This is a genomic window from Sulfitobacter sp. KMM 9851 (assembly GCF_057178245.1).
Genome location: NZ_CM169991.1, coordinates 1,088,840 through 1,103,029, shown reverse-complemented (window position 1 = coordinate 1,103,029; position 14,190 = coordinate 1,088,840). Strand labels below are relative to the sequence as shown.

The 14,190-nt window shown below is 60.1% G+C and carries 17 protein-coding genes; 9 read left to right on the top strand and 8 right to left on the bottom strand.

Going from position 1 to position 14,190, the window contains the following annotated elements; translation table 11 throughout:
- Positions 1-17: 17 nt before the first annotated feature.
- From AC1965_RS05460 to AC1965_RS05450, 3 genes are read right to left on the bottom strand one after another with little or no spacing between them, the layout of a single operon-like run.
- Positions 18-446, bottom strand: coding sequence for a VOC family protein (locus tag AC1965_RS05460; protein WP_483886273.1), 429 nt, complete (start codon positions 444-446; stop codon positions 18-20).
- A 4-nt stretch (positions 447-450) separates the two neighbouring features.
- On the bottom strand, positions 451-1,203 hold the full coding sequence (locus tag AC1965_RS05455; protein ID WP_483886272.1) for an alpha/beta fold hydrolase: 753 nt from the start codon (positions 1,201-1,203) through the stop codon (positions 451-453).
- Positions 1,204-1,254: 51 nt separating this feature from the next.
- The gene (locus tag AC1965_RS05450; protein ID WP_483886271.1) at positions 1,255-2,541 is read right to left on the bottom strand and encodes an MFS transporter; all 1,287 of its coding nucleotides are present in this window, start codon (positions 2,539-2,541) and stop codon (positions 1,255-1,257) included.
- A 227-nt stretch (positions 2,542-2,768) separates the two neighbouring features.
- Here AC1965_RS05450 and thrS point away from each other — a divergent pair, with 227 nt between their 5' ends.
- From thrS to AC1965_RS05425, 5 genes are all read left to right on the top strand, one after another.
- Entirely contained in the window at positions 2,769-4,715 is a 1,947-nt protein-coding gene (gene thrS / locus AC1965_RS05445) for a threonine--tRNA ligase (protein ID WP_483886270.1), read from the top strand.
- Between the two features lie 224 nt (positions 4,716-4,939).
- Entirely contained in the window at positions 4,940-5,242 is a 303-nt protein-coding gene (locus AC1965_RS05440) for a BufA1 family periplasmic bufferin-type metallophore (RefSeq protein WP_483886269.1), read from the top strand.
- 65 nt (positions 5,243-5,307) lie between these two features.
- Positions 5,308-6,156, top strand: coding sequence for an MNIO family bufferin maturase (bufB, locus tag AC1965_RS05435; protein ID WP_483886268.1), 849 nt, complete (start codon positions 5,308-5,310; stop codon positions 6,154-6,156).
- Positions 6,153-6,911 carry an HvfC/BufC family peptide modification chaperone gene (locus AC1965_RS05430; protein WP_483886267.1) on the top strand — a complete coding sequence of 253 codons (759 nt, stop codon included), beginning with the start codon at positions 6,153-6,155 and terminating at the stop codon, positions 6,909-6,911. The genes bufB and AC1965_RS05430 overlap by 4 nt, the downstream gene beginning before the upstream one ends.
- Positions 6,908-7,450 (top strand): DoxX family protein, encoded by a 543-nt coding sequence (locus AC1965_RS05425; RefSeq protein ID WP_483886266.1) that lies wholly within the window; start codon positions 6,908-6,910, stop codon positions 7,448-7,450. Before AC1965_RS05430 ends, AC1965_RS05425 begins: the two co-directional genes overlap by 4 nt.
- Before the next feature lie 7 nt (positions 7,451-7,457).
- Here AC1965_RS05425 and AC1965_RS05420 read toward each other — a convergent pair whose 3' ends face one another.
- On the bottom strand, positions 7,458-7,778 hold the full coding sequence (locus AC1965_RS05420; protein ID WP_483886265.1) for an arsenate reductase family protein: 321 nt from the start codon (positions 7,776-7,778) through the stop codon (positions 7,458-7,460).
- Positions 7,779-7,952: 174 nt separating this feature from the next.
- Here AC1965_RS05420 and AC1965_RS05415 point away from each other — a divergent pair, with 174 nt between their 5' ends.
- The gene (locus AC1965_RS05415; RefSeq protein ID WP_483886264.1) at positions 7,953-8,159 is read left to right on the top strand and encodes a cold-shock protein; all 207 of its coding nucleotides are present in this window, start codon (positions 7,953-7,955) and stop codon (positions 8,157-8,159) included.
- A 59-nt stretch (positions 8,160-8,218) separates the two neighbouring features.
- On the opposite strand, the gene AC1965_RS05410 is transcribed toward AC1965_RS05415, so the two are convergent.
- Positions 8,219-8,512 carry a hypothetical protein gene (locus AC1965_RS05410; RefSeq protein ID WP_483886263.1) on the bottom strand — a complete coding sequence of 98 codons (294 nt, stop codon included), beginning with the start codon at positions 8,510-8,512 and terminating at the stop codon, positions 8,219-8,221.
- A 172-nt stretch (positions 8,513-8,684) separates the two neighbouring features.
- Between AC1965_RS05410 and AC1965_RS05405 the strand changes: the two genes are divergently transcribed.
- Positions 8,685-8,945 (top strand): hypothetical protein, encoded by a 261-nt coding sequence (locus AC1965_RS05405; protein ID WP_483886262.1) that lies wholly within the window; start codon positions 8,685-8,687, stop codon positions 8,943-8,945.
- Here the strand turns inward: AC1965_RS05405 and AC1965_RS05400 are convergent.
- The 3 genes from AC1965_RS05400 to AC1965_RS05390 are packed head-to-tail and all read right to left on the bottom strand — an operon-like array spanning position 8,935 to position 11,481.
- Positions 8,935-10,122: a cytochrome P450 gene (locus AC1965_RS05400; protein WP_483886261.1), complete on the bottom strand. Its 1,188-nt coding sequence runs from the start codon at positions 10,120-10,122 to the stop codon at positions 8,935-8,937. The genes AC1965_RS05405 and AC1965_RS05400 overlap by 11 nt on opposite strands.
- Before the next feature lie 44 nt (positions 10,123-10,166).
- The gene (locus tag AC1965_RS05395; protein WP_483886260.1) at positions 10,167-10,646 is read right to left on the bottom strand and encodes a dihydrofolate reductase; all 480 of its coding nucleotides are present in this window, start codon (positions 10,644-10,646) and stop codon (positions 10,167-10,169) included.
- 1 nt (position 10,647) lies between these two features.
- Positions 10,648-11,481 (bottom strand): thymidylate synthase, encoded by an 834-nt coding sequence (locus tag AC1965_RS05390; protein ID WP_483886259.1) that lies wholly within the window; start codon positions 11,479-11,481, stop codon positions 10,648-10,650.
- A 309-nt stretch (positions 11,482-11,790) separates the two neighbouring features.
- Between AC1965_RS05390 and AC1965_RS05385 the strand changes: the two genes are divergently transcribed.
- Entirely contained in the window at positions 11,791-12,714 is a 924-nt protein-coding gene (locus AC1965_RS05385; protein WP_483886258.1) for a thymidylate synthase, read from the top strand.
- 53 nt (positions 12,715-12,767) lie between these two features.
- Positions 12,768-14,147, top strand: a complete 1,380-nt coding sequence (locus tag AC1965_RS05380; RefSeq protein WP_483886257.1) for a tetratricopeptide repeat protein — start codon at positions 12,768-12,770, stop codon at positions 14,145-14,147.
- Positions 14,148-14,190: the final 43 nt, after the last annotated feature.

Genomic DNA, 14,190 nt, shown 5'->3' with positions numbered 1-14,190 from the left:
GCTGGCCGGTTTGCGCATCAGGGGTGGCCATTCCAACGAAAGGCACCATCCGGTCCTAGGGGCGAAAACGGGTTATACGCCACCTCCCAGATATGGCCTTCGGGGTCCGAAAAATAGCCGATGTGCCCGCCCCAGAACACATCGCTTGCTGGGCGCAAAATACGCCCCCCCGCCGCTTCAGCCTGGGCCAAGACGGCTGCGACATCATCTTTTCCCCTGACGTTATACGCATAGGTTGCCGCCCCATGCCCAAGCGAGTCTACCGGCACGCCGATGTCTTCTGCCAGTTTCCCAATCGGGTAAATGCCCAGGCATTGGCCCAGAAGATCATAGGCAATCACCCCATCCGGGCTGTCCACCCGCGCCCAACCCAATGCGTCATAAAACGCTGCCAGCGCGTCTGAATCTCGTGCCCCCAGCGTTACCAGTGATATTCGTTGTTCCATAATATCAATCCATTACAGGTGATACTTCACCTATCGCCTCAACAATCAAATCCAGACAAGGCCCATCCGAAAACCGGTGATCCGCATCCTTAACCAGCCGTAACTGCATGTCCGAGCCGCTGGCATGTTCCAATAGGCGCACCGCCGTCGCAACGCTCACGGCCGTGTCCGCCGTGCCTTGCAGGAATCGCACCGGGAACGGCAGAGTAAGCGGCGTGCGCAACACCAGCTGATTGCGGCCATCCTCGATCATCCGGCGGGTGATCACATAAGGGTCCATATAGTCTGACGGCAACTCCACCTGCCCCGCCTCGGCCAACGTCTGCTTTTGGGCATCGCTAAAATTTGCCCAATACCCATCTTCGGTGAAATCCGGTGCCGCCGCGATCCCGACCAGCCCGGCGATCCGCTCTGGCATCGCCCGCGCCAGCAACAGCGCCTGCCAGCCGCCCATCGACGATCCGACAATCACCAGCGGCCCTTGCGTCAGGGCCGTCACGGCCGCGCGCGTGTCCTCGGCCCAATCGCCGATACAGCCTTCTGTAAAGGTGCCTGACGATTCGCCATGCCCCGAATAGTCAAACCGCAAAAATGCGCGTCCCTCGGCGCGCGCCCAGTCCTCCAGATACACCGCTTTGGTGCCCATCATATCGGATTTCAGCCCGCCCAGAAACACGACACAGGGGCCTTGCCCCGGCGTAAAATGATACGCAATGCGCCGCCCCTGCGCGGTCTCGATGAATGTCGCTTGTGTCATATGATCTCCGTCTTTGCGGCGATCATGCGCGCGGGCGGGGCCAAGGGCAAGTCACCGCTCGGCGGCCTCACCGACCTCTGGCAACCAGCGCGCGGTCAGCGCCGCAGCCAGCGCCATCACGGCAAAAAGGGCCAAAGTCACCTGCGGCCCGATCAACGCCGCTCCGCCGCCCAGCACACCAGCCATCAGCAACAGCACGCCAATGACCGTATTGCTCACCGCCGTATAGGCCGCCCGCTGTTCTGCCGGGGCCATATCAACCAGATAAATCGATCGCCCCTGCCGCACGCCGTGATAGGCAATCATCAGCACAAATAACACCGCAGGCATCGCCCAGACCTGTTGCGCCAGCCCCAGCGCCCAAAGGCCGAGCCCGGCCAGCATCGCCACCGCGCCGACGATCCCTGTCAGGATCAATACCCAGCGGCTTGATCTATCCGACAGCCGCCCCCAGACATAAGAACTGGCGAAAGACGCGCAGGCCGACGCCAACACCAGCGCCCCCAACTGCCCCAAACCATCGGCCCCGGCCTGCCCTGCAAGGATCACCAGATAGGGCGGCGCCAGCGCGGTCGACACCAACAGCCCGCGCACCAGAATGAACAGCCACAGGTCGCGGTTGCCCCGCAACAGGCCGAAATCGACGCCGGTGCGCTGCGCGTCGGTGCTTGGCTCCTCTTCTACGCGCGAAAACAACATCGCCGCCGACGCCCAGAGTGCCGCCGCCAGCGCAATCGCCGCCAGCACCACCGTGCGGCTTTCGAACAACCCAGAGATCAGCAGCAGGGCAAAGACCACGACACCCAAGGCCGCAACGGACCCGGCCAAGCCGGTGACCGACCCACGGCGGGCTTGGCCGACGGTTTTACCCAGGATGTCCTTGTACGACACCGAACAGGCCGCGCGGCACAGCGCCAGTACCGCCAAGGCGCCGCAGATCGCAACCCCCGCCGCCGCCCCGCTGAGCGACATCCCGGCCAGAACAACCAGCGCCGCCGCCGCCCCTTGGCCCGCACTGCCCCAGACCCAGGCCCATTTGCGCCGCGCCATGCGCTGAACCCATCCGGCCAGCAATATCTGCGGCAACAACGATCCCGCCTCGCGGATCGGCACCAGAGCACCGGCAAACACGGCCGGGGCCCCCAGCGCAGTCAGCAGCCACGCCAGGACCAGCTTGGGGTCAATCAGCCCATCCGCCACCTTGGTCATCGACAAGGAAAACACATGGCGCAAACCATTGCGCGCTTCGGCGTCCTGTGCGGCGTCACTCAATCCTTCTGCAGGGTCATCGCGCCCGGAAATCCGATCAAACGCATGTTCCGCCAACTTGTCCTGCATCTTTTATCCTTTCGCCGCAACGTACTGGCCCAAGATAGACCGCCGCGCTGGATCCTCAACCATTCATACCCCGACACGTCCCGCCCCGGCTGTTCCCAAACTACGACACTTAACCCCGGTCGCGCGGCCAAAGATTGACAAGGGCGCGCGTCCCCGCCAAACACCGCCTTGAACCAAACCCGCAACCGGGCGTCTCGTGGGCGCCAAACCGACGAGGAGTGCCCCAGATGGCCCAAGTCTCCCTTACTTTCCCCGATGGCAACAGCCGCCAATATGACGCCGGTATCACCGCTGGCGAGGTGGCGAACGACATCTCAAAATCGCTGGGCAAAAAGGCCATCAGCGCCACTGTGAACGGCGCCCATTTTGATCTGGCATGGCCCATCGACGGCGACGCGCAAATCGCCATTCACACCATGGCGGATGAACCGCAGGCCAATGAACTGGTGCGCCACGACCTTGCGCATATCATGGCCCGCGCTGTGCAGGACCTATGGCCCGACACCAAGGTGACCATCGGCCCGGTGATCAAAGACGGCTGGTACTACGATTTTGACCGCAAAGAGCCCTTCACCCCAGAAGACCTCGGCGCGATCGAGAAAAAGATGAAAGACATCATCAACGCCCGTGATGCCGTGCGCACCGAAGTCTGGGACCGCCCCCGCGCGATCAAACACTACGAAGACCTGAATGAGCCCTATAAGGTCGAGTTGATCAATTCCATCCCAGGTGATGAGCCGCTGCGCATGTATTGGCACGGCGACTGGCAGGATCTGTGCCGTGGCCCGCACCTGCAACATACCGGCCAAGTGCCGGGCGACGCGTTCAAGCTGATGTCCATCGCCGGTGCCTATTGGCGCGGTGACAGCAGCCGCGCGATGTTGCAACGCATCTACGGCGTGGCCTTTACTGGCAAGGAAAAGCTGCGCGCGCATCTTAACATGCTCGAAGAGGCCGCCAAACGCGACCACCGCAAGCTGGGCCGCGAGATGAACCTGTTTCACATGCAAGAAGAAGCGCCCGGTCAGGTCTTTTGGCACCCCAACGGCTGGTCGATCTATACCCAGTTGCAAGATTACATGCGCCGCCAGCAACGCAAAGGCGGCTATGTCGAGGTAAACACCCCGCAGGTCGTTGACCGCAAACTCTGGGAAGCCTCCGGTCACTGGGAAAAGTATCAAGATCACATGTTCATCGTCGAAGTGGATGAGGAACATGCCCGTGAAAAGGCCGTCAATGCGCTCAAGCCGATGAACTGCCCCTGCCACGTGCAGATTTTCAATCAGGGTCTGAAATCGTACCGCGATCTGCCGCTGCGCATGGCCGAATTCGGGTCGTGCAACCGCTACGAACCCTCGGGTGCGCTGCACGGCATCATGCGGGTGCGCGGCTTTACCCAAGATGACGGCCACATCTTCTGCGCCGAGGATCAGATCGAGGTCGAAACCGCCAAGTTCATCGAGTTCCTAAGCGAGATTTACCGCGATCTTGGGTTTGAAAACTTCAAGGTCAAATTCTCTGACCGCCCGGAAAAGCGTGCCGGGTCGGATGAGGTCTGGGACAAGGCCGAAGCCGCCCTACTCTCGGCCACACGCGCGGCAGGGATTGAGCCTGAACTGAACCCCGGCGAAGGTGCTTTCTATGGCCCCAAGCTCGAGTTCGTTCTGACCGATGCCATTGGACGCGACTGGCAGTGCGGGACACATCAGGTCGATTTCGTACTGCCCGAACGGCTGGACGCGACCTATATCGGTGCCGATGGCAACAAACACCGCCCCGTCATGCTGCACCGTGCAACCTTAGGCAGCTTTGAGCGTTTCATCGGTATCCTGATCGAAGAACACGCTGGCAAACTGCCTTTCTGGCTGGCCCCGCGTCAGGTGGTTGTCGCTTCGATCACCTCCGAGGCAGACGACTACGTGGCCGAGGTGGTCGAAACGCTCAAGGCTGCTGGTGTGCGCGCCGAGGCGGACATGCGTAACGAAAAGATCAACTACAAAGTTCGTGAACATTCGGTCGGTAAAGTGCCGGTGATCCTGGCCGTCGGCGCCCGCGAAGTCGAAGAAAAAACCGTCTCTGTTCGTCGCTTGGGCGAAAAGCAGACCTCGGTGCAGTCGCTGGCAGAAATGACAGTACAGCTCGGCCGCGAAGCGACGCCGCCGGATTTGCTGTAACAATTGTAAAATCAGGGGCCGCGCCGTGAAACAACGCGCGTCCCCTGACGCCGGAATTTGTAACAAACAACCACGGGACCCCGTCAACGCGCGGGTTTTTCCAGAATTTTTCGCGTGATTTCTAACGCGAATGTGACACACTGGCTCGTGAATGGCATTTGAAGTCAGGCAATGCTTTAGTGATGCCATCATCGTTTTACCCTGATTTAAGAAGGAAGATTGATATGTCCACGACTATGAAGACCGTTGCAATCGCCGGTGCCGTTGCCGCCGCGATGGCCGCCCAGACCACCACTGCGCAGGCCGCCTCGAAAGAGAAATGTTATGGCGTGTCGCTGGCAGGGGCCAATGATTGCGCCGCCGGTCCAGGCACCACCTGCGCAGGTACCTCGGTCAAGGATTATCAGGGCAACGCATGGACATTAGTCGATGCAGGCACCTGCACCGAAATCGACCTGCCTGTAATGGCCGACGGCACAGCGCGCCAAGGCTCGCTCGAAGCGCTGCCGCGCGATCTGCCAGCGTGATCCCAATTGTCTCAGGCGCTCCCCGCCTGAGACACCCCGCGCCCCGCAACATGCCGGAGGCCCCCATGCGCGACACCCCACATCAGTTCAACGCCCTGCCCAACGCCCCCGGCGTTGGCTATAAGCCGCAACATTTCAATGCGTTGATGCAAGACGCGGGCCCAGTTGAATGGGTCGAGGTCCATGCCGAGAATTACATGGGCGACGGCGGTCGCCCGCAGGCGCAGTTGAATGCCCTGTCAGAACGCTTTGCCCTGTCGATCCACGGCGTTGGCCTGTCCATCGGTGGCCAAGGCCCGCTGAACCGGGACCACCTTGCCCGATTGAAACAGCTTTGCGACCGGATGCAACCAGCAAGCTTTTCCGAACATCTGGCCTGGTCCACCCATGGGGCGGAGTATCTTAACGATCTGCTGCCCCTGCCCTATACCAAAAATACGCTGGCGCTGGTGGCAGAACATATTGATCAGGTTCAGAACACGTTGGGCCGCCAAATGCTTCTGGAAAACCCCTCTAGCTACCTCGCCTTTGTCGAATCTGACTTATCCGAAACTGACTTTTTAGCAGAAGTTATACACCGAACTTCCTGCGGTCTCTTGCTTGATGTCAATAATGTCTTCATCTCAGCGACAAACCTTGGGATGTCGACGCAGGCCTATATTGATGCCTTCCCGACCGACCATGTCGGCGAATTACATGTGGGTGGCCATGATCACGATACCGATGAAAACGGTGCGCCGCTGCTGATCGACAGCCATGGCAAGCCGGTCGTCGATCCTGTCTGGGATTTACTGGGGTATACATTGGCACAAACCGGGCCAAAGCCGGTGTTGGTTGAATGGGACAACGACGTGCCCGATTGGCCCGTTTTGCGCGACGAGGCCGCGCGCGCAGCGCAGGTCATGGCCCTATGACGCGACAGGCTGACTTTCGGGCGGGCTTGCTCGACGCGGGTCGCCCGGTGCCGGACGGGCTGATTGGGCCAAAGGGTACCCCTGCAACGGCGCGGTATGCCGTCTATCGCAACAATGTCACCCAGTCCCTGATCGAGGCCCTCACAACAGCCTTTCCACTGGTCCGAAAACTGATCGGCGATCAGAACCTCGCCAATCTGGCGCCGCTTTATGTCCGCGACCACCCGCCAAAATCGCCTATGATGATGCACTATGGCGTTGAATTTCCTGACTTTCTGGCAGGCTTTGCGCCCCTTTCTCACATCGGCTACCTTGACGATGCCGCACGCCTTGATCTGGCGATGCGCGCCGCCTACCACGCCTCCGATGCGCCGCCGCTTGATCTGTCACAGCTTCAATCGCTGCCGCACGCCAAGCTGCTGGCCTCCCGCGTCATCTTGGCCCCGTCGGTGCGAACGATCCGCTCAAACTGGCCGCTTTATGATATTTGGCGGTTCAACCATCAGCCCGAGGCGCCCAAACCGCGTGCTGTTGCGCAGGACGTCCTGATCACCCGTCCCGAATTTGATCCCCAGCCCCATCCGTTGCCCCCCGGCGCGGCCGACTGGCTGGATCATCTGGCCGCGGGTCACAGCATCGACACCGCCCACGATGCAACCTTGGCCAAAATGCCCGACTTCGATCTTGGCACTTGCCTGACCCTTGCCCTGACCACCCATGCGATTGTCGCCGTTACTGACAAGGAATTGAAATGACTACGCTTTTTCAAGCTTATGCAAACACAACCGCCCGTCTTGGCGCGCTCGATTGGGTGATCCCGACGCTGGCGCGGCTGGTGTTTGCTGCGGTTCTGCTGATCTACTTCCTCAATTCCGGCATGACAAAGCTGGGCGATGGCCTGCTGGGCATTCTTACCCCTTCGGCTGGGGCCTATGCGCAAATTTTCCCCAAAACCTTTGAGGCCGTGGGTTATGACAGTGACGCCATGGGCGTGCTGCATTGGGGAATGGTTGTGGCCGGCACACTGGCAGAGTTCATTCTACCCACCCTGATTGTGCTGGGCCTGCTCACGCGCCTTGCTGCACTGGGTATGATCGGCTTTGTCTTTCTGCAATCGCTGACCGATATTTACGGCCACGGCCAGTGGGATGCGCTTGGTACCTGGTTCGATCGCTTTGCGGACGGCACCATATTGGATCAGCGCGCGCTGTGGATCTTTTTGCTCATCGCATTGGTGATCAAAGGTGCCGGCCCGCTGTCATTTGACCGCGCGCTCAAGCCAGCGCACGGGTGATACGGCATTAAAGCAATACCTTAAGATCGCCCTCTACCTCTTTGTTCCAACCTAGAAAAATCTGATCTTCGACGACGATCAGGGGCCGCTTCATCAGCGCCGGATGCGCCTTGATCAACGTCAGGGGCGCCTCAGCGCGGGCGGCATCGTCCAGCCCCCGCCACGTCGTTGACCGCGTGTTGAGCAAGGCCGCACCATACTTATCCCAGGCCGCCGTCAGCACGGCGTCAGGCACCCCGTCTTGGCGCACGTCAACCAACGCGGCGTCTGGCAACGCCTTGATCGCCTTGCGGCAGGTATCGCAATTCTTAAGTCCGTAAATCTGCATATCCCCACCTCATTCCAAAACCCGCAGGCAAATTCTTGAAAAGGCTCGCCATGAATCGCTTGATTTTTCAACCTCCTGCGCAATCTTTTTTCCTGTGGCGACCCTGGTGCCCTGTGCACATGTGGCCACCCTGCCTCTGGCAGGCACGTCAAAGACAAAGGAGGCGCGGATATCATGCCAACAGGCACCGTGAAATGGTTTAACACTACCAAAGGCTACGGCTTTATTGCCCCGGAAGGCGGCGGCACTGACGTATTTGTACATATCTCAGCAATCGAAAGCTCTGGCTTGACCGGGCTGACCGATGATCAAAAGGTCAGTTTTGACTTGGCCGAAGGGCGCGACGGCCGCCAGATTGCGACCGATCTAAAACTGTTGTGAAGACAAAAAACCCGGCGTCGACAGACACCGGGTTTTCAACTCGCGAAAATGATCGCCGATCAGTCGAAGGTACATCCCTTTGTCCCGATCTGGCATGTCGGGCGCGCCGAGCGGCGCTGTTTCACCCGGCGGACACGCGGCGCGGGCGCCGATTTCACCTGTTGATAGCTCATGGACTGGTTGGGTGTTCCGCAGCAGATGACCCCAGAAATGGTGATCGGCTGCGATCCGGCTGGGCAATAATTTGCGCTGGTAGAATAGGAGTAGATTTTTACATCCGCTGCCGCCTGCCCAGGTAGCAGGTTCGCGGCCAGCAGGCCAAATCCGGCGGTAACCACTGATTTCAAATGCATAATATCCCTCGTTTCTTCGTACCAATAAATTTGATTGCACCAACCTTGCCCAGCCATCCGGGCCAAGTCCAGCGTTTTTGCGCCAAATGCGCCGGATGCCACGTGCGGCGGTTTAAGAAATTCAAAAACCTAATGTGACTACCCTTTGAAAGTTTATCAGAGGAAACTTGCCATGTCAGAATTTCTGCGCCTCTTGGCCGTATACTATGCCTGTGATCACGCCGCCGCCCTACGCCCGCTGACCGCGGCCGAGGTGGCCGCCTGCATGGGGCACTATAACGCGGTGAAGTCACACTTTGTCACCGATCTACCGCCTCCCGCCAGCAGCCAGGACCGCAGCACAACGTCCAACCTCGCCTTCACCCGCTTCAAACGCTGGGAAAGTGAAAATCAGCAACTCGTCGCAGACCTGCGCGCCCGCGTCAGCCATTAAGGATTGCAGGCAGTTGCGCAAAGCCGTGAAAGCGGATGCGCCCACCGCCCTGCCTGCCCGACGTAATCTGATAATCTGGATAGCGCTCTAGAAACCGCTGCACCGCAATCCGCCCTTCCATCCGCGCCAGCGTCAGCCCGACACAGACGTGCGGCCCCCCGGCAAAAGCGAGATGCCGGTTCGGATGGCGGGAGATGTCAAATTCCGTTGGGTTATCAAACACATCCGGGTCTCGGTTGGCGGCACCGATGCACAGGTGCAGCGTGCTGCCCCGGGCAACGCGCAGATCGCCAAACGTCACATCCGCAGTGACTTCGCGGTTGCCGAACTGGTTGGGCGACCGAAACCGCAACACTTCTTCGATACACGGGTTCAGCAGCGCCGCGTTGGCCTGCAACCGTGCCTTCTGCGCCGGGAAATCATGCAGCAAGGCCAGCGCACTGCCGATCAGATTGGTGGTCGTCTCATGGCCCGCGTTCAAAATGAAGATACAGTTCTGGATCAACTCAATCTCGCTGAGCTGGCCGCTGTCATCGCCCATGATCAGCCGGGTCAGAACATCCGTTTCCGGGTCGCCCGGCGCTGCCCGCCTACGGGCAACAAGGTCTTGCAGATAGGCTTTGAACTCCGCCACCGCCACATGGCCGCGCTGTAGTTGCGCATCGTCCAACACCGGTTCCAGCGCGCCGAGGATGGCCAGTGACCAGTCCCGCAAGGGGCCGCGCTCTGCCATCGGGATATCCAGCAGATTGCCGATGATCTGGATCGGGATTGAACTGGCAAAGTCTTCGATCAGATCCGCTTTTGGTGGCAACCCATCCAGCAGATGATCCACCGTGGCGATCAGCCCCGGTTCCATCCGCGCCAACGCCTTGGGGGTCAGTGCCGATGTCATAATACGCCGCACGCGGGTGTGCAGCGGCGGATCGTTGAACACCAGACTTGTGGTGTGATGCTCGAACAACGGGCTTCCCGGCCCGAATTTCGGCGCAAATGCCTGTTTCTTGTCAGAGATATAGAGATCGGTATCGCGGTAGATCACGTTTAGATCTGCATGGCGGCACAGCAGGACAGACCCGTCGGGCTGCGCCAATACCGGCGTTTCGGCCAGCAATTGATCGTAATGTGGAAACGGGTCATCGACAAACCCGGCAGGAGGTGCGGCAAGTGTGAACATATGCGCAGTCTGCCCGGCGCGCCGCGCAAGTCAATGGGGCTGCTCTAGCGTCGGCGCATCCATTCATGCGCCACCGCGCGCGGCCCTTCGGTGCGCAACGCCAACTGCCCGATATCCACCCACTCCGCCGGATCAAAGGCCGGAAAAAACGCATCCGCCTCGGCGACCTCAGTTTCTACTTCGGTCACCAAAAGCCGATCCGCCAGCGGCAGCATCGCGCGGTAGATGCCCGCACCACCAATGCCGTAAACCCGTCGATGCCCCGCCTCTGCACAATGCGCCAAGGCATCACGTGGGTCGCGAAACGTGGCGACATCCGCGATATCACTGCGTGACACCACGCAATTCAGCCTGTTTTTCAATGGCTTGTAGGGCAGGCTTTCCCATGTCAACCGCCCCATGATGATCGCGCCCCCGGTCGTCTCGCGTTGGAAAAACGCCAGGTCTTCGGGCAGCGACCATGGGATTTGATTGTCCTTGCCGATGGCGCCGTTTTGCGCCCGTGCTACGATCAATGTCAGCATATTACACCGCCACCGGCGCTTTGATCGCCGGATCAGGATCATAGCCTTCAAACTCGAAATCCTCGAACTTGAAATCAAAAATTGACGCGACCTGCCGCGTGATCCGTAACCTTGGCAGCGGCTTTGGCTGGCGTGCCAATTGCGTGTCTACCTGCTCCAGATGGTTGGAATAGATATGCGCATCCCCAATTGAATGCACAAAATCCCCCGGCGCATAGCCCGTGACATGTGCCAGCATTTCCAGCAGCAGCGCGTAAGAGGCGATGTTGAAAGGTACGCCCAGAAACATGTCGGCGGAGCGTTGATAAAGCTGCAAATGCAGCTTGCCGCCTGCAATGCGGACCTGCCACAGCGTATGACAGGGCGGCAGCGCCATCTGGTCGACTTCACCGGGGTTCCAGGCCGATACGATCAACCGGCGGCTGTCCGGCGTTGCGCGAATGGCGGCGACGAGTTTCTCAATCTGATCAACGCTTTCAGCCATGTACAGCGCCCCCCCGTCGGGCTGCGCCACGGCTTCGCCAAGGCTGGGAAACCGCCGCCACTGATGACCGTAAACAGGACCCAGATCACCATTTTCATCGGCCCACTCGTTCCAGATGGAAACCCCGTTGTCCTTGAGATACTTGATATTCGTATCCCCGGCGAGAAACCAAAGAAGTTCGTGCACGATGGATTTCAAATGCAATTTCTTGGTGGTGACCAGTGGAAATCCATCCGCCATCGGATAGCGGCATTGCAGACCAAAATGCGATATCGTGCCCGTTCCCGTGCGGTCGGTTGACCTGACCCCCTGGTCCAGAACCGTCTGTAAGGCGTCCAGATATTGTTGCATCACATTCCCCTCTGCGACGGCCTGTGGCCGTGACCTTGTCCCTGACATACCCGCCCTGACGCCCCGCCTCAACCACCTGCGAGCCGGCAACAGACACGCGCGCCGGATGCGGGTCAAACGACGCCGATCAAAGGTATCTTGCGGCGTACCACAAGATTTGCGCAACCCACCCCCACCCCGACTAAATACGGTATTGTTTTTCGGTAGCACTTTTGCGTGAAGTCTGCGCCCCCCCGCCATGATCGTTGACAATGTGACGCCCGGTTTGAAACTGTGCCGGAAACAAAGATAATTTGAGGGCAGATAATCGTGACACGTGTTTGGATGGGCCTCGCCCTCGCATTTAGCCTCGGTGCCTGCAGTGGCACACCCCCTTTTGGTGGCGGCACGGAAACGCCGACGGATGGCAGCGGTGGCGCCGCCGCCATTCCCGAAGCCCTTGCAAAAAATCTCGACAGTTTCACCTATAATCCCAATGCTACAGGCGGGCCGACCCTGACAATCCGGGGCGTCGACCTCGAAGATGGCCCGTTCGAAGAAACCTACCGCCGCCGCCCCGGCCTTGACCGTGGCGGCTACGAAGCCTTCACCGCCCAGGATGGATCGCTCGACCGTCACTCGACGGCCTATGTCCGCGACATTCGCGGCACCCGCGCAGCAATCGCCGTAACCGGCGGCCAGTTCAGCTATTTCTTTGCGGGCGGCGCCTATTCCAACACCAGCTATACCGCTCCGGTTGAACCCGGATCGGAGGATGACGGTGGGCTGGTAAGTTATGCAGGCAACTACGTCGGACTGCTGAACGTGGCTGGCGATGGCGGCGACCTGACGCCGGTCGATCCCACGACACCACCGGGTTTCCGTCCCAGCCAGGCTGCCGAAGTGACCGGATACATGCTGATCAACGCCAGCTTCTCTGATGGTACAGTGAATGGCACGATCACCAACCGCCAAATTGTTGACGCGCCCGGGGTGGCCGTTGCCGACCTCGATCTGGCCCCGACGGCCATCGCCGCAGACGGCACTTTCTTTGGCGATTCGGCTGTGGACACCCAGCCGGTCGGTCAATACGGCGGGATTTTTGGTGGCGATGGCGCGACCGAAGTGGCTGGCGTGGTCCATGCGGAGGACCATATCGTCGGATTGGATCGCATCGAAGAATACGGTGTGTTCGTGCTGGCACAATGTGGCACCCCCGGTGCCGATCCGGTCTGTAATCAGCCGGTCCCATAGGCACGGCCTTGGCCTCTAACACTCCTTTCAAAGGTGCTGCGCGGTCTGCGGCAGTGCTGGTTATCTGCATCTTGCCCGGTCTGGCGGGCGGACAGGATGCACCCACGCCCCGCCCCGCCCCTCAGGGCGAAATCGAACTGACCTTGCCGCAGGTCCGTGATCTGGCCGTGCGCGCATTGGCGTCTGGCCAACCGCAACTGGCGCGGCACCTGTCGTTCGGGCTGATAAAGGCCGATCCCAAGTCTCCCTTCGCCTATTACACTCTTGCCCGTGCCGAGGGCCAGATGGGCCGCCATCCACAGGCAAGGCGCGCCGCACGGCGTGCGTATCGACTGGCAGAAAGCGCGCCGCAACGGTTCGAAGCCGCCGAATTTGCCGCCCGCATCTCCTATGCCGAAAAACGCCCCACCGCGACCCAGCTCTGGCTGCGCCGCGCCGTGCAAAATGCCCCCACCAAACAGATCGAAACCCAACTCGGCCGCGATTTTGCCCGCGTGCGCGCAGAAAACCCGTTGTCCTTTTCGATCCGTGGCGGTTTGCGTCCCTCCAACAACGTCAACAACGGCGCCGATACCGCCGTGCAGATCATCGACGGCCTGCCCTTTACCGGCTTTCTGAGCGGTGACGCGCAGGCGCTGTCGGGCATCGTTGGCCACATCGACGCCAGCCTAAGCTATCGGTTGCGCGGCGACAAACGCAGCCGCACCGAACTTGGCGCGCGGTTCTATCACAAACGGGTGGCGCTGGATTCAGATGCCCGCGCGCAGGCCCCCACCAGCAGCAACAGCGATTTTGCCAGCACCTATGGCGCGCTGAACCTGAACCACATATTCGCCGTCGGCGCGCAGGGAAATTCGGCCGAACTGGACGTATCATTGGGGCAGTTCTGGTCCGGCGGGGATCGCAGTTATGACTTTGCCAAGTTTGAGGCGAACCATAACTGGCGCCTGGGCGACACCACCAAAGTCAGCCTTGGCGCGTCGGTTGAAATGCGCCACTCTGCGGTGTCTTCTTTTATGGATTCCAATGTCTTGGCCGTGCAAGCCGGGGTGCAGCGCGGGCTGGAAAACGGTGACCGGCTGTCCTTTACGCTGAACCTGCAACACACCGATAGCGACTTTCGCAATGCCCGCACAGGCGCTGCCACCCTGGGCGCTCGCTATGCCTTTGGCGATATGATTGGCCCCGCGCGGGTGTCGGCCGGGGTCGTGTTGGGCTATTCCGACTACCCCGACTACGTCGCCCTGTTTGCTGTGCCGGGCGGGCGTCAGGATAAATCCGTCTATGCCAACGTGAGCCTGTTCTTCCCCGATGTCGATTACGCCGGTTTTGCCCCCACCGTTCAGATCAGCACCGGGCGCAAGTTTTCCAACGTCAGCCGCTTTGACACCCGCGAACTGGCGGTCTCGCTCGGCGTGCAGTCAAAATTCTGACAGATGCTGGCAACGTCGTCCTGACATGCTAGGTATCGAGGCA

What these genes read in the sequence shown, in the direction of transcription:
- AC1965_RS05460 (WP_483886273.1), bottom strand. Translation starts at nt 446, where the DNA reads ATGGAACAACGAATATCACTGGTAACGCTGGGGGCACGAGATTCAGAC.
- AC1965_RS05455 (WP_483886272.1), bottom strand. Translation starts at nt 1,203, where the DNA reads ATGACACAAGCGACATTCATCGAGACCGCGCAGGGGCGGCGCATTGCG.
- AC1965_RS05450 (WP_483886271.1), bottom strand. Translation starts at nt 2,541, where the DNA reads ATGCAGGACAAGTTGGCGGAACATGCGTTTGATCGGATTTCCGGGCGC.
- thrS (WP_483886270.1), top strand. Translation starts at nt 2,769, where the DNA reads ATGGCCCAAGTCTCCCTTACTTTCCCCGATGGCAACAGCCGCCAATAT.
- AC1965_RS05440 (WP_483886269.1), top strand. Translation starts at nt 4,940, where the DNA reads ATGTCCACGACTATGAAGACCGTTGCAATCGCCGGTGCCGTTGCCGCC.
- bufB (WP_483886268.1), top strand. Translation starts at nt 5,308, where the DNA reads ATGCGCGACACCCCACATCAGTTCAACGCCCTGCCCAACGCCCCCGGC.
- AC1965_RS05430 (WP_483886267.1), top strand. Translation starts at nt 6,153, where the DNA reads ATGACGCGACAGGCTGACTTTCGGGCGGGCTTGCTCGACGCGGGTCGC.
- AC1965_RS05425 (WP_483886266.1), top strand. Translation starts at nt 6,908, where the DNA reads ATGACTACGCTTTTTCAAGCTTATGCAAACACAACCGCCCGTCTTGGC.
- AC1965_RS05420 (WP_483886265.1), bottom strand. Translation starts at nt 7,778, where the DNA reads ATGCAGATTTACGGACTTAAGAATTGCGATACCTGCCGCAAGGCGATC.
- AC1965_RS05415 (WP_483886264.1), top strand. Translation starts at nt 7,953, where the DNA reads ATGCCAACAGGCACCGTGAAATGGTTTAACACTACCAAAGGCTACGGC.
- AC1965_RS05410 (WP_483886263.1), bottom strand. Translation starts at nt 8,512, where the DNA reads ATGCATTTGAAATCAGTGGTTACCGCCGGATTTGGCCTGCTGGCCGCG.
- AC1965_RS05405 (WP_483886262.1), top strand. Translation starts at nt 8,685, where the DNA reads ATGTCAGAATTTCTGCGCCTCTTGGCCGTATACTATGCCTGTGATCAC.
- AC1965_RS05400 (WP_483886261.1), bottom strand. Translation starts at nt 10,122, where the DNA reads ATGTTCACACTTGCCGCACCTCCTGCCGGGTTTGTCGATGACCCGTTT.
- AC1965_RS05395 (WP_483886260.1), bottom strand. Translation starts at nt 10,646, where the DNA reads ATGCTGACATTGATCGTAGCACGGGCGCAAAACGGCGCCATCGGCAAG.
- AC1965_RS05390 (WP_483886259.1), bottom strand. Translation starts at nt 11,481, where the DNA reads ATGCAACAATATCTGGACGCCTTACAGACGGTTCTGGACCAGGGGGTC.